Source organism: Methylobacterium gregans (assembly GCF_022179245.1).
In the GTDB taxonomy this organism is placed as follows: Bacteria; Pseudomonadota; Alphaproteobacteria; order Rhizobiales; family Beijerinckiaceae; genus Methylobacterium; species Methylobacterium gregans.
This window is the reverse complement of record NZ_BPQM01000122.1, coordinates 1-13,060: the sequence shown is the minus strand read 5'-3', so window position 1 is coordinate 13,060 and position 13,060 is coordinate 1. Positions and strand designations below refer to the sequence as shown.

Here is a 13,060-nt window from a genome sequence, read left to right as displayed (position 1 = left end):
TCAGACGACCTCACGCCCGTTGTCGTACCCCTGCCGTCTGTCCCGATTGGCCAATCCGAAGACAGCGACAGAACCGACAGTTCTGACAATCGGTTGAGGACCGGCCGTAGCGCCGGAGAAGAAATACCCAAGAAGAAGCGGCGGATCTGCCGACCCCGCTTCAAATCCCAGGGAAGAACGGGCCTATAAAACCCGGTGGGGTTCGACCAATCCGAGGACAGACATGGTCACGCTCCAGGATACCGTCTACGCGGACCTCGTCCGTCTCGCCGCAGAGGTTGCGGCGCAGTCCGGCGGTCTCGCCCACGCCTTCGCTGATCGGACGGACGCCGAGACGCGCGCCGCCACGATCGCCGCGCTCATCGCGGGCGCAAAGCCAACCGAGATCGACGCACGCGCGTTCGAGCACCCCAGCCTGCTGCGCGAGGACTGGCGCGCGGCCGTGCACAGCGAAGCCACCGACCTCGGCTACCGGGATTGGGTCGCCGCGATCCTCGCTCGGGGAACCCAGGACTGGTTGCGCGCGGACGACGTGCGCACACTGATGCCCGGCGACCGTGTCGTGGTGCAGCTTCACGGCTTCGTCGAAAGCTCCGACGGCGAGGGCGATGCGCAAGTCTCGCCCGGCGACATCCTGCCGATCCAGGACGTGACCAGCCGCGGCGATCGCGTCGACATCACCCTCGTCGTCAGCGAGCCGGATGACGACGCAGACCAGGACGAGATAACGATCACCTACGACGCGCAAGATCGCGCCGGCCTGTTCCCGCTCTCGCGGATCGGTATCGACGCCCTGTCGCCACCCTCGCCCGGCCATCGCCTGTTCGATGGCAGCGGCGAGATCCGCGGTCATATCAGCGTGGCCGTCCTGCACGACGACCAGAGCGGGCTCGCGCCCGGGATCTTCCGGGTGATCGACCAGCACGGCACCGTGCGCCTCTGCGGCCGTGGCGAGGGCCAGTGGATCCTCTCACGCGATGGGCAGCGCATCCACACGCCAATCCGGGACGCCTACGCGCGTCTCACCGGACGGATTTGAGCCACATGACCGATGATCCCATATTTAAGCGCGTGATGCGTCTGTGGACCATAGATCCCGCCAAAGCCAAACTCTACCTCGGCAAAGTCGTAGTCCAGGAACCCGAGCGCGCCGGCAGCGAGGCCTTCCTCAACCAATTGCCGATCCCGCTCGCCGAGCACGGCCGAAAGATCGGTGACGTCCACGCGGCCAAGGTCCTCCGGACCGCGCGGGACAAGGCCGATGCGGCCGAGGCGCGGCAGCAGGCCGAGAACGCACGCAAACAGGCGCGCCTTCGCAAACTCCAGAATTCGCTCGCGCTTCTGTCCGGGCTTGCGCGGATCACCGCCCTCGCCGGATTGACCTCAGAAGAGCGCGACCGCATCGCCACAGGCCCTGAGCGCACGGCAGCCATTGCCATGCGCAAAACTGCGCTTAGGTCGGACGACGTGCGCAGACAACTCCAGTGCACGTCGTCCGAGCTAAACCGATGGGATTCCGACGGGCGACTCCCGCACCTGTTCATCAAAAAAACGACGTTCGAGAAGACGACGAACTGCCGTTTCTGGAGTGCCGAACAGATTGCCGAGGCCGTTGCCTATCTCCCGGCCTGGCGGGAGCAGGACCGGATCCGCAAAACATTCGCCCGAACCAACTTGAAGCCAGCCGAGGACTGAACGCCACCTGCGTCCCTTCCAACACAACGTACACGTGCTTCGGGTTGGCCGAGAAACTCATTCCGCTCAGGCGCTCGGATGATCGCGCCGAGAAGCCAGGGGCGCGCTTTAACCGGACGCGGTCTGGAACGGCCCCTCGGCCGACCGGGTTTCATGCGACATCAGGCTTGCGCGATCCCCCTGCGCCTCCAGCAACCAAAACGGATCGAAACACGATGTCTGAGAGAACAAAAACGACCGACGCTCAGTACCTGTCCGAATTCTCAAGCTCTCCCTACGTCATTCGCGCCAGCGAGCGCGTCGTCGTTCAGGGTCGATCCGAGCTCAGGGGATCCTGGCTTCGCGCGAAGGCTTCTGCCGAGATCAAGGATCTCTGAGGCCGTCATTCCATGATTGAAAATGCAGACCCGTTCGAACTCGACGACGTGTTCGGGCCGGGACCGGGTGAAACGCCGGCCGAGAGGGCACGCCAATCTTCGCAGCGCTTCGTTCGCTGCCACACCGCGATCGCCCATGACAGCCCGGACGCGGGAGGGCTGAAAATCAGCGCCCAGCAAGCCTACGAGGCCTTCGGCTGGGAGATCCTGCGCCAGATCCCGGACCGCCTGAGCGTCGGCATCGTTCGCCGAGGGTGCCAGGCCAAGGAAATCCTACCGAAGGCCCGCGCCGCCGCCGGGCTCAGCCGCGAGGATATCGCAGCGCGCTCCGGGGTCTCCCTCGACGACATCGTCATCGTCGAGGACGGTCGCCGCAGCATGCCGATGGCGATCCTAGTCAAACTCGCCGAGACACTCGGCCTCTGCCCGATCCGGTTCGGTGCCGTGGACTGCACATTGGCCGCCTCGGACAAAGGAAAGATGACCCAGGGGGCTCAAGCGTCCATCTGAAGGCTGGACAAGCAGTTTGCCTGAATCGCGCACCTCGAGCGAGCGTCCAGGCTGATCTGCCGCGTGTCAGCGCCACGAGGACATCCATGACCGACACACCATGGCTCTCGACCTGGGGCCCTTCGCGATCGCAACCGGCCGAGCGCAAGGCCCGCCGCACGCCGGACCAGATCCTTGCCGATGCGCTCGAGGTTCTGCTCGCGCGCTCGATCATCAGCGCCGAGGAGCGCGAGCGAACCTGCCTCGTCCCTGAAGCCACCGCGGCGGATCTCGGGGCCTTGGTACGCCATCGGCTCACTGGCGAACCCGCCTTCCGCCAGGCCATGAAGGATGCCGGCCTCCTGACCATGGCCGCCCTCGCCCGCGCGACGCCCGCCGAAATCCTCGCCCTGCCCGGCGCACAGTCGGAACTCGTGGGCAACATGCGAGACGGCGTCCTCAAGGCAATCGAGCGCGACCGCGCCGCCCAAGCGCGCTCGCAAGCCTCTGCCGCCCGCGTTGCCAAGATCCGAGCGGCCGAAGCGCTCACCAACGCGCTCAAGGTTTTGCTCAAGCGCTCAACCATCAGCCCCGAGGAACGCGACCGGACCTGTCTCGTGCCTGAGGCCGACAGCGATGCGCTCGAACGCCTCGCCACCTGCAAGCTCGGCGGTGATGCCGCAACCGCCCCGGTCAGGAAGCGGGCTGGTCTCACGAACTATGCCGCGCTCGCACGAGCGACCCCGGCCGAGATCCAAGCCGTTCCTGGAATGAACGACGCCGCCGAAATCCGGCAGGCCGTGCTCGATAAGATCGCCGAACTCACGGCGGGCGATGCTGACAAGACCAGCGTCTGATCCGGGTTACACCCGCGGAACAGGGATACCGATCCCCTCGGATCAGCCGCCGAACGCCGCCACGAGCTTTGCCCAGGCGCTCTTCGCACTCAGCCGCCCCGTCTCCTTGACCCGCCCATGCTTCCACAGGGCGGGCGGCGGGCAATGGGGAAGGATCGCACCGTAATCGACGTGAAGCACGTTGTTCTGTTCGCTCACAGCGTCCAGGATCGCGATGATCTCCGCATCGCACAAAAGACGCCCCACGATCAGCGCCCGGTAGAGATCGTTCGCCGTACGGCCCTCGATCTCGAACCACGTTGCATCGCCATGCCCTGGCACCGGGATCCGACAGACGAGGGCCGTGCGGCTTCGCTCCGGCATCGCCCCAGGGTTCCACACGACCCAGGGATTGGGCTTGTCGGGCTTGTTGGGGCTATTCCGAAATCGCCATACCGGGCAATTGCCAGCCATGATCCGGTCTACCTCTAATCCCTGAACACAGGGGATCGCGGACGTGATCGTCCCTCTCCGCTCTCGTGGATCTGGCGCGCAAAGCTCGTCGAAAAGCGCGAGGATCTCCTCGAACCGCGCGATCGGCTCGATCTGCGAAGGCTTTTTGGGACCTTGATCGAACGTGACCGCCTCGACGTCACCGTGAGGCCCCGTACCACCCAGCGAGCCGACCTCGCTCGGGTTCCCGCTCTTCACCCCGACCCAGCGCTCCTCGTCGCGGTGATAAGGCTCTCGGGTCTCATGGCGAACGGGAAGCGCCTCCCATGCCGGGCCACCTGTCGCCCACATCGCCAAATCCGCGCCCTCATGCGCATCCTCCTGCGAGAGAACGTCGATCTGGCCATCGTCCGCCAGTCCAGGCCGACCGCCCGGCCGATACAGCACGTCGCCAGGGCGCTCGCCCTCGCGCACCCAGCGCACGACGTCGATCTCGCGTGGCTCGTCGTACGGCCACCGCGCACTCTCGACATCCAGCGCCAGCCAATGACCCGGCGCGATCTCGTAGACGTGCACCCGCATGTGCAAGATGCAGTCGGTGAACGGCAGCGGGCCCGCGAGCCGCGGCGGCTCGCTGCGCGCGCCGTCGAACACGCGCTCCGCTGCCAGGAACCCATGCTCGCTAAAGGTCCGGTGGAGGTTGGCGAGCAACGGCGCATGACGCTCGTGGATCTTCGCATCGAGCGCCACCCGCCATCGCCCGTCCTGCATCACGCCCGTCCCGGGTCCCAGGACCGAGTAGAGAAGAGGCTGAGGCGTGAGAGGCAGCGGCTGAGGTGGTCGGCGCACGAGGTCGCGAACCACCGCGCCGATGGGCGAAATAAAAGCCCGAATCACCACCGACGACGGCAGGATCAGCACGCCACCGGAGACCTTCACAGGCGTGACGAGGCGCGGAATCAGGAACGTCCGATAGAGGTCGCGTGGGACCAACGCGCGCTCGCTGTCGCCGCCGATGAGCCCCCCGATCCTCGTGCCCGCGTGAACCAGCCCGAGGTTTTGATCAGTCGGCGGCAGGGCGAGGAGATCGCCCGGGAGATCGACGCCAAAAGGCACGATCGGCGCGTCGAGCCGACCGACATGGTCGCCCTTGTGAATGACCGCGCCAAGATGCAGCCCCGTGATCGCCCCTGCATGGAGCCGACAGATCACGCTCTCCATCGGACGGTCGTCGCTGCTGCGCGCGGGTTCATTCCGCGCGACGGCTTCCGCAAACGTCACACCATCCCAGCGATCGTCCGGGAGACGCTCAAGTGCCACTTCGATTTCCGGATTCGACAAGGACGCCGGATGATCGACGAAGCCGTCGATCCAGCGGATAAGCCACGTGCCCTCCTGTGGAAGCCCCGACATCTTGAACGAGCGCGACGCCACACGGAGACCCACGGCACGAGTTGGTGCCGCAGGGTTGACGAAGGGTGCTTAAAATCCCGTGGAATTGACGGGCGCTGCGGACGCTTAGCGGCGACGTGAGCGGAGGACCGGGGATCACTAAGGCCTTTGTGGATAAGGTGCGGCGGAATGGCGCACAAGCGCCCGAGGCAGCTTGGCCAGTCGCAGAGTTTTTAGATCAGTCGCAGCGTTTGCTGGAAGTGACAGCCCCCGCCGACCAGCGCCGCCATCGAGGCCGAGTGGTGCGGCTGGCGGAACGGGCGCCGGGTCGAGAGGGCGCCGCCGCGCAGCTCGCCGGCCACCGACTGGATCATCGAGATGTCGAGGAGTTCCCGCGGGGTGAGCGGCGGCAGGATCGAGGGCAGGCGCGCCGCCAGCATCGACTTGCCGGCCCCGGGCGGCCCGTTCATCAGGAGGTTGTGGCCGCCGCTCGCCGCGATCTCCAGCGCGCGCTTGGCGCCCTCCTGGCCCTTGATGTCGCGCAGGTCCGGCAGCGGTCCGGCGGAGGCCGCGACCGCGGGCTCCGGCCGGGCCATGACCTGACTGCCCTTGAAGTGGTTGGCGAGCTGGATCAGCGAGCGGGGCGCCAGCACGTCGAGGTCGCCGCCCGCCCAGGCGGCTTCCGGCCCGCAGGGGGCGGGGCAGATCAGCCCGAGGCCGCGGGCCCCCGCCGCGATCGCGGCCGGCAGCACCCCGTTCACCGCCGTGATCGTGCCGTCGAGGGCGAGCTCGCCGAGCACGCAGTAGCCGCCCAGCGCGTCGGCCGGGATCGCGCCGATCGCCGCCATCACGCCCAGCGCGATCGGCAGGTCGTAGTGCGAGCCCTCCTTCGGCAGGTCGGCGGGCGCGAGGTTGACGGTGATCCGCTTGGCCGGCAGGGCCAGCCCGGAGGCGATCAGCGCGCCCCGCACCCGCTCCCGCGACTCGGCCACCGCCTTGTCGGGCAGGCCGACCACGGCGAACTGCACGGAGCCCGGGATGATCTGCACCTGCACGTCGACGGCGCGCGCCTCGATCCCCTCGAAGGCGACGGTGGCGACGCGGGTGACCATGCGGAAGATCCTCAGACCGGGAGGATAAACCTAAGCGTGGGCGTCAGCCCTGACAATCTGCCGTGCGATCTGATGAGCCGGCTCAGGAACAGGCGGGCCGCCGATCCGTTCATTGCACCCGGACCCGCACAACCGGAGCGGGTTCCGCACTCTAACCACACGTCAGGAGATGATCGCATGCGCCAGACCCTCATCCTCGCCGCCGTCCTCTCGCTCGGCCTCGGCACCCTGGCGCACGCCGATCAGAAGCTGCCGCCCGACCAGCAGGCCAAGGTCGAGGCCATGCTGCGGCAGGAGGGCTTCACCAAGTGGGACGAGATCGAGCTGGACGACGGCATGATCGAGGTGGACGACGCGATCGACGCCGCCGGCAAGAAGTTCGACCTCAAACTCGACCCGCAGAGCCTCGCCATCGTGAAGCGCAAGGCCGAGTGACCTGGCGCGCGCTGAGACCCGTGCTGAGATCCGCGCGCAGAAAGGCACCGGTGGCCGGCGTCCCCTCGTTCAGGGGGCGCAGGCCCTGCAGACGGGTGGTCAGCCCGCCCCGGGCGATCCGCATCGCCATTTCCCCGGCCGTCGCTCCGTTGCAGCACGGCCGCCCCCACGCGCCGGCTTAACCGCGCCCGGCTTGCATCCGGCGAACCGTCCGGCCATATAGGCGGCGGGGGGTTGGTGAGGGACGTATCACTCGCCAACCGGGTCAGGTCCGGAAGGAAGCAGCCCTAACGAGCCCGAGCGGGTCTTCGTCCAGCCTCCCACCCTTTTCCGATGCACCGCGCATCGCGGACCGCAGCGACCCGCGCGGTCGGAAGCGGTCGCCCGGCGCCTCCCCAGATGGTCGCATGGACGCGCGCACGGGCACCCCTGACGACGAGCCGGGGCTCCCCGGATTTCCGGCCGCCCCCGCGGCGGCGGCGCCCTACCGGGTGCTCGCCCGCAAGTACCGCCCCCAGAACTTCGACGACCTGATCGGCCAGGGCGCCATGGTGCGCACGCTGGGCAACGCCTTCGCGGCCGGCCGCATCCCGCAGGCCTGGATGCTGACCGGCGTGCGCGGCGTCGGCAAGACCACCACGGCCCGCATCCTGGCCCGCGGCCTGAACTACCTCCGCGCGGGCGCGCCCGATACCGGCCCCACCGTGACGATGCCGGAACTCGGCACCCACTGTCAGGCCATCATGGAATCCCGGCACATGGACGTGCTGGAGATGGACGCCGCCTCGCACACGGGCATCGACGACGTGCGCGGCATCATTGACGGCATCCGCTACGCGCCCGTGTCGGCCCGCTACAAGGTCTACATCGTGGACGAGGTCCACATGCTCTCGGAGAAGGCCTTCAACGCCTTCCTGAAGACCCTGGAGGAGCCGCCGCCCCACGCCAAGTTCGTGTTCGCCACGACCGAGATCCGCAAGGTCCCGGTCACGATCCTGTCGCGCTGCCAGCGCTTCGACCTGCGCCGGGTCGAGGCGGACGTGCTCTCCGCCCATCTCAAGAAGATCTGCGCCGCCGAGGGCGTCGGCGTCGAGGACGAGGCGCTCGCCGCCCTGGTGCGCGCCGCCGAGGGCTCGGTGCGCGACGCGCTCTCGCTGCTCGACCAGGCCATCGCGCACGGCGCCGGCACCGTCTCGGCCCAGAGCGTGCGCGACATGCTGGGGCTGGCCGACCGGGGCCGCATCGTCGACCTGTTCGAGGCGGCGATGCGCGGCGACGTGCCGGCGGCCTTCGGGGAATTGCGCGCGCAGTACGAGTCCGGCGCCGACCCGGCGGTGGTGCTCTCGGATCTCGCCGGCTTCACCCATCTCGTCACCCGCCTGAAGCTCGTGCCGGAGGCGGCCGCCGCCGACCCGACCCTGAGCGAGGTCGAGCGCGGCCGCGGGACGGCCTTCGCGGAGAAGCTCTCGGTGCGGGCGCTCTCGCGGGCGTGGCAGATCCTGCTCAAGGCGCTCCCCGAGGTGCAGGCCGCGCCCCGCCCGCTCGCCGCGGCCGAGATGGCACTGGTGCGCCTCGCCTACGCGGCCGACCTGCCGACCCCGGACGAGGCCCTGCGCCAGCTCCGCGCCGAGGCGCTCGCTGGCGGCGGCGAGGCGCCGGCCGCGCGTCCGGCGCTGCCCCCTGCCCCCACCCTCAGCGCTGAGCCGAGGCCCGACCCCCCGGCCCGCGCGGCGATGGGCGGCGGGGTCGCCCCGGTCCGCCAGCCGCTGGTGCCGGCGCCCGAGCCCGCGCCGTCCCCGGTGCGCGCGGTCGCCACGGAGCCGGCCCCGCCCCGCCTCGCCCGCTTCGAGGACGTGGTCGCGCTCGCCGGCGAGCGCCGCGACATCCTGCTGAAGGCCGCGCTGGAGCGCGACGTCCACCTCGTGCGCTTCGAGACCGGCCACATCGCGTTCCGCCTCGCCGAGGGCGGGCGCAGGACGCTCGCCGTCGATCTCGCCCGGGCGATCGAGGCCTGGACCGGGCAGCGCTGGGTGGTGGAAGCCGTGCGCGAGGACGGCGCTTCCACCCTCGACCAGCAGAGCCGCGCGGCGGATGCGAGCCGCCGCGAGAGCGCCGCCGCCCACCCGCTGGTGCGCGAGGTGATGGCCCGCTTCCCCGGCGCGCAGATCGTGGACGTGCGCGACCTCGCGCCCGAGGGCGCGGCCACCGCCGAGGCCGAGATCCTGGGCGAGGCCGACGCCGCCGAGGCGGAAGGCGACGACGAGGCGTAGCGCCGCGCGGGGCAGCGCCTTACATCCGAGCCATCACAGACAAGACGGGACGAGCCGCATGCGCGACCTCATGGGCATCATGAAGCAGGCTCAGGCCATGCAGGAGAAGATGGCCAACCTGCAATCCGAGCTCGACGCCGTCGAGGTCACGGGGGCTGCCGGCGGCGACGCCGTGCGGGTCACGATGACCGCCAAGGGCCAGGCCAAGGCGGTGCAGATCGACGCGAGCCTGATAGTCGCCGACGAGCGCGAGATCCTGGAGGATCTCGTCGTCGCGGCGATCAACGACGCCCGCGGCAAGGCCGAGCAGGTGGCGCAGGAGCGCATGGCCGAGCTGACCAAGGGCCTGCCCCTGCCGCCGGGCATGAAGCTGCCGTTCTAGGGAGCGGGCCGGACCCCGCCCACACGGCACCGTGGGGTCTCGGTGGCTTGACGCTGCGCCGCCCGCGGGTCCACAGCCCGCGCTTCCGACACAGCCGAAAGCGCGCCGATGCCGCCGCTCCTCGCCCTGCCCTTTCCGGCGATCGACCCGGTTGCCCTCGCCATCGGGCCGATCACCATCAAGTGGTACGCCCTCGCCTACATCGCCGGGCTGATCGGGGGCTGGTACTACGCCCGCCGCCTCGTCATGGCCGATTCCCTCTGGGGCGTGGTGCGGCGCCCGAGCGTCGCCGACATCGACGACCTCGTGGTCTGGGTGGCGCTCGGCGTCGTGCTCGGCGGCCGCATCGGCTACGTGCTGTTCTACAACCTGCCGCTCTACCTCTCGGACCCGGTCGAGATCTTCGCCATCCGCAACGGCGGCATGTCGTTCCACGGCGGCTTCCTGGGCGCCATCCTGGCCTTCCTGCTCTTCGCCCGGGTGCGCAAGCTCAACGGCTACAACCTGCTCGACATAGGCGCGGTCGTGGTGCCGATCGGCCTGTTCTTCGGCCGCATCGCCAATTTCGTGAACGGCGAGCTCTGGGGCCGGGTCGCGCCCGATTTCGCCTACGCGGTCGTCTTCCCCACGGGCGGCCCCCTGCCCCGGCACCCGAGCCAGCTCTACGAGGCGGCGACCGAGGGCCTGCTCCTCTTCATCGTGATGGCGCTCGCGGTGCGCCGCTTCGGCTTCCGCCGGCCGGGGCTCCTCGGCGGCATCTTCGTGCTGGGCTACGCGCTCGCCCGCACCGCTTGCGAGTTCTTCCGCGAGCCCGACCGGCAGCTCGGCTTCCTGTTCGGTGACAATCTCGGGCCGCTCGGCGGCGGCATCACCATGGGGATGCTGCTCTGCGTGCCGATGGCGCTGGTCGGCCTTGCCTACATCGTGCTCGCCGCCCGGGGCTGGACCCGCCCGCGCCACCCCGTCGAGGCGCCCGCGATCGCCGACCGGGCGCTGGAGGCGTGAGCACGCCGCTGGGCGCGGAGATCGCCGCGCTGATCCGGCAGACCGGGCCGATCGGCATCGACCGCTACATGGCGCTCTGCCTCGGCCACCCGGTGCACGGTTACTACCGGACCCGCGACCCGTTGGGCGTCCGGGGCGACTTCACCACGGCGCCCGAGATCAGCCAGATGTTCGGCGAGCTGATCGGCGTCTGGGTCGCGCTGGTCCGGCAGCAGATGGGCGCGCCGGAGGATCTCGCCCTGGTCGAGCTCGGTCCCGGCCGCGGCACCCTGATGGCCGACGCGCTCCGGGCGCTCCGGGCTGCGGCGCCGGGCGCGCGCCCCGCGGTGCATCTCGTCGAGACGAGCCCGGTGCTGCGGGCGGCCCAGGAGGCGCGGCTCGCCGGGACCGGCGCCGTCTGGCACGGCGGGATCGACACCCTGCCGGCCGGGCCGATGATCGTGCTCGCCAACGAGTTCCTCGACTGCCTGCCGGTGCGCCAGTTCCAGCGGACCGGGCGCGGCTGGTGCGAACGGGTCGTCGGGCTGGTCGAGGGCCGTCTCGCCTTCGGCCTGGCGCCGGACACACTGCCGGAAATCGAGGCCGAGGCCCCGGAGGGCGCGCTGATGACCCTGCCGAGCGCGGGGCTCGACCTCGTCCGCGCCGTGAGCCGGCGTCTCGGCACGGGGGGCGGTGCCCTGCTGGCGATCGATTACGGCCATGTCCGGCCGGGCTTCGGCGACACGCTCCAGGCGCTCGCCGGCCACGCCTTCGCCGACCCGCTGGCGGCCCCGGGCGAGGCCGACCTCACGGTCCATGTCGATTTCGCCGCACTCGCCCGGGCCGCCGCGGCCGAGGGTGCCGCGGTGCACGGGCCCGCGACGCAGCGCGATTTCCTGCTGGCGATGGGGCTGGCCGCGCGCGCCGAGCGGCTGAAGGCCCGGGCCGGCGCGGATCAGGCCCGGGCGATCGACGCCGCCGCGGAGCGCCTGACCGATCCGGCCGAGCGCGGCATGGGGAGCCTGTTCAAGGTGCTGGCTCTGGCCGACCCGCGCCTCGGTTCCTTGCCGGCCCTCCCGGCACCGGAAGCCGGGGCGAGGGCCTCGGCACGCTAGCCGGCGAGCGACCCGAAGGCTTCCACCGTGGCGGTCGCCACCCGCTGCGCCTGCGGTCCGGCCGCCCCCGGTCCGCTCCCGCCCTGCAGTGTCGCGGCGCGCGCGGCCTCGGCCGGCCCGGACGACGGCACGGCGCGGACCTCGGTCTCCGGCAGCGGCGGCCAGATCGGGCGGTCGGGCTTGATCCTCTGAGACATCGTCCACCTCCTCCGAAGTCGGACCCCGGCGGTCCGGCCGCATCGAAATGCGGCTCCGGCCACGCGGTTCCTGCGTGATCAACCGTCGTCTCGGGCGTCCGGTTCGGCTATCGAGGCGGACCGCGCGTGATCCGTTCGCGTCGCCACACACACCCACACCTGCCGGGAAGCCCGCCCATGGTCATCGAAGCGCCGGAACTGAGCGGGCACGCCGCCATCCGCCACGCCTTCTTCACCCGGCAGGGCGGCGTCTCGGAGGGGCTCTACGCCTCCCTGAACGGGGGCACCGGCTCGAACGACGTGCCGGAGCGCGTGGCCGAGAACCGGGCCCGGATGTGCGCGCAGCTGGGCGTTCCAGCCGATCGCCTCGTCAGCCTCTACCAAGTGCATTCCGCCGAGGTGGTCACCGTGGAGGCGCCGTTCGCCGAGCGTCCGCGCGCCGACGCCATGGTGACGCGGATTCCAGGCCTCGCGCTCGGCATCGCCACCGCCGATTGCGGCCCGATCCTGTTCGCGGATCCGGAGAACGGCGTCGTCGGTGCGGCCCATGCGGGCTGGAAGGGCGCGCTCAGCGGGATCATCGGCGCCACGGTCGCGGCGATGGAGCGCCTCGGGGCCGAGCGCCGCAGCATCGTCGCCGTGCTGGGGCCGACCATCGAGCAGCCGAGCTACGAGGTGGGACCCGATTTCGTCGCCCGCTTCACCGCCGAGGCTCCCGGCATGGAGCGCTTCCTCGCACCGGCCGAGCGGCCCGACCACGCCCAGTTCGACCTGCCGGGCTTCATCCTGGCCCGCCTCGGCGAGGCGGGGATCGGCGAGGCGGCAGCCCTGCGGCTCTGCACCTACGCCGACGCGGACCGCTTCTACAGCTTCCGCCGCACCACCCATCGCGGCGAGCCGGATTACGGCCGGCTGATCTCGGCCATCGCGCTGCTTCCCTGAAGCTCAGCCGCGGCCTGTGGAAGCAGCGGCCGGACAGCTGCGACACTTTGTCAAACTGGTCGCGGAAAAAAACGTGTCGGCAACGGAACCTTGACCATTGGAGGCGTGTTTTATGGTCAAGGTATCCCCCGGGAACAAGGGCAGCGCGCCACAAGGGGCCGTCACAAGCGGTCGGCGCGCGGCAGGGCATCAAGCCAACCCGAAGGAGCCCTGAACGATCGAGGCCCAGTGCCGACCTGTCGCGAGGGCGCGGCGGCACGCGTCGAGTGTGAGGACCAGATGATGAAGACCCTGCTCAAGAGCGCCACCGCGCTCGTCGCCGTCACCGCCGCCGGCTCGGCTCTCGCCGCCGACCTGCCGCGCCGCGCCGCCCCGCCGCCG

General features: G+C 70.2%; 12 protein-coding genes, 1 other RNA gene and 1 pseudogene. 11 read left to right on the top strand and 3 right to left on the bottom strand.

Going from position 1 to position 13,060, the window contains the following annotated elements; all coding sequences use genetic code 11:
* Positions 1-223: 223 nt before the first annotated feature.
* The 4 genes from MFF54_RS21280 (at position 224) to MFF54_RS21265 (ending at position 3,418) form a co-directional block, all read left to right on the top strand.
* Entirely contained in the window at positions 224-1,039 is an 816-nt protein-coding gene (locus tag MFF54_RS21280) for a hypothetical protein (RefSeq protein ID WP_192282240.1), read from the top strand.
* Between the two features lie 5 nt (positions 1,040-1,044).
* On the top strand, positions 1,045-1,695 hold the full coding sequence (locus tag MFF54_RS21275) for a hypothetical protein (protein ID WP_192282241.1): 651 nt from the start codon (positions 1,045-1,047) through the stop codon (positions 1,693-1,695).
* 389 nt (positions 1,696-2,084) lie between these two features.
* A complete protein-coding gene (locus MFF54_RS21270; protein ID WP_238306044.1) occupies positions 2,085-2,582 on the top strand; it encodes a helix-turn-helix domain-containing protein in 498 nt (165 codons plus the stop codon).
* Positions 2,583-2,668: 86 nt separating this feature from the next.
* Positions 2,669-3,418 (top strand): hypothetical protein, encoded by a 750-nt coding sequence (locus tag MFF54_RS21265; protein ID WP_192282243.1) that lies wholly within the window; start codon positions 2,669-2,671, stop codon positions 3,416-3,418.
* Positions 3,419-3,460: 42 nt separating this feature from the next.
* Here the strand turns inward: MFF54_RS21265 and MFF54_RS21260 are convergent, their stop codons facing one another.
* Both MFF54_RS21260 and MFF54_RS21255 read right to left on the bottom strand, forming a co-directional pair.
* A complete protein-coding gene (locus MFF54_RS21260) occupies positions 3,461-5,284 on the bottom strand; it encodes a hypothetical protein (protein WP_238306042.1) in 1,824 nt (607 codons plus the stop codon).
* Between the two features lie 224 nt (positions 5,285-5,508).
* Positions 5,509-6,354, bottom strand: a pseudogene (locus MFF54_RS21255) (YifB family Mg chelatase-like AAA ATPase); the annotation flags it as partial.
* A gap of 177 nt (positions 6,355-6,531) precedes the next feature.
* Here MFF54_RS21255 and MFF54_RS21250 point away from each other — a divergent pair.
* The 6 genes from MFF54_RS21250 to MFF54_RS21225 all read left to right on the top strand — a co-directional run bounded on the left by MFF54_RS21250 (position 6,532) and on the right by MFF54_RS21225 (position 11,540).
* Entirely contained in the window at positions 6,532-6,789 is a 258-nt protein-coding gene (locus MFF54_RS21250) for a PepSY domain-containing protein (RefSeq protein ID WP_238306040.1), read from the top strand.
* A gap of 227 nt (positions 6,790-7,016) precedes the next feature.
* Positions 7,017-7,115, top strand: an RNA gene (gene ffs, locus MFF54_RS21245) — signal recognition particle sRNA small type.
* Between the two features lie 81 nt (positions 7,116-7,196).
* Complete coding sequence (locus tag MFF54_RS21240; protein ID WP_238306037.1) at positions 7,197-9,059, top strand: DNA polymerase III subunit gamma/tau; 1,863 nt, start codon at positions 7,197-7,199, stop codon at positions 9,057-9,059.
* Positions 9,060-9,117: 58 nt separating this feature from the next.
* Positions 9,118-9,441 (top strand): YbaB/EbfC family nucleoid-associated protein, encoded by a 324-nt coding sequence (locus MFF54_RS21235; protein WP_238306029.1) that lies wholly within the window; start codon positions 9,118-9,120, stop codon positions 9,439-9,441.
* A gap of 108 nt (positions 9,442-9,549) precedes the next feature.
* On the top strand, positions 9,550-10,446 hold the full coding sequence (lgt, locus tag MFF54_RS21230; protein WP_238306020.1) for a prolipoprotein diacylglyceryl transferase: 897 nt from the start codon (positions 9,550-9,552) through the stop codon (positions 10,444-10,446).
* Entirely contained in the window at positions 10,443-11,540 is a 1,098-nt protein-coding gene (locus MFF54_RS21225) for a class I SAM-dependent methyltransferase (protein WP_238306011.1), read from the top strand. The genes lgt and MFF54_RS21225 overlap by 4 nt, the downstream gene beginning before the upstream one ends.
* On the opposite strand, the gene MFF54_RS21220 is transcribed toward MFF54_RS21225, so the two are convergent.
* The gene (locus MFF54_RS21220) at positions 11,537-11,737 is read right to left on the bottom strand and encodes a hypothetical protein (protein ID WP_238306003.1); all 201 of its coding nucleotides are present in this window, start codon (positions 11,735-11,737) and stop codon (positions 11,537-11,539) included. The genes MFF54_RS21225 and MFF54_RS21220 overlap by 4 nt on opposite strands.
* A gap of 177 nt (positions 11,738-11,914) precedes the next feature.
* Here MFF54_RS21220 and pgeF point away from each other — a divergent pair, with 177 nt between their 5' ends.
* Complete coding sequence (gene pgeF / locus MFF54_RS21215; RefSeq protein WP_238306001.1) at positions 11,915-12,679, top strand: peptidoglycan editing factor PgeF; 765 nt, start codon at positions 11,915-11,917, stop codon at positions 12,677-12,679.
* Positions 12,680-13,060 lie beyond the last annotated feature (381 nt).

What these genes read in the sequence shown, in the direction of transcription:
- MFF54_RS21275 (WP_192282241.1), top strand. Translation starts at nt 1,045, where the DNA reads ATGACCGATGATCCCATATTTAAGCGCGTGATGCGTCTGTGGACCATA.
- lgt (WP_238306020.1), top strand. Translation starts at nt 9,550, where the DNA reads ATGCCGCCGCTCCTCGCCCTGCCCTTTCCGGCGATCGACCCGGTTGCC.
- MFF54_RS21270 (WP_238306044.1), top strand. Translation starts at nt 2,085, where the DNA reads ATGATTGAAAATGCAGACCCGTTCGAACTCGACGACGTGTTCGGGCCG.
- MFF54_RS21280 (WP_192282240.1), top strand. Translation starts at nt 224, where the DNA reads ATGGTCACGCTCCAGGATACCGTCTACGCGGACCTCGTCCGTCTCGCC.
- pgeF (WP_238306001.1), top strand. Translation starts at nt 11,915, where the DNA reads ATGGTCATCGAAGCGCCGGAACTGAGCGGGCACGCCGCCATCCGCCAC.
- MFF54_RS21250 (WP_238306040.1), top strand. Translation starts at nt 6,532, where the DNA reads ATGCGCCAGACCCTCATCCTCGCCGCCGTCCTCTCGCTCGGCCTCGGC.
- MFF54_RS21220 (WP_238306003.1), bottom strand. Translation starts at nt 11,737, where the DNA reads ATGTCTCAGAGGATCAAGCCCGACCGCCCGATCTGGCCGCCGCTGCCG.
- MFF54_RS21240 (WP_238306037.1), top strand. Translation starts at nt 7,197, where the DNA reads ATGGACGCGCGCACGGGCACCCCTGACGACGAGCCGGGGCTCCCCGGA.
- MFF54_RS21235 (WP_238306029.1), top strand. Translation starts at nt 9,118, where the DNA reads ATGCGCGACCTCATGGGCATCATGAAGCAGGCTCAGGCCATGCAGGAG.
- MFF54_RS21265 (WP_192282243.1), top strand. Translation starts at nt 2,669, where the DNA reads ATGACCGACACACCATGGCTCTCGACCTGGGGCCCTTCGCGATCGCAA.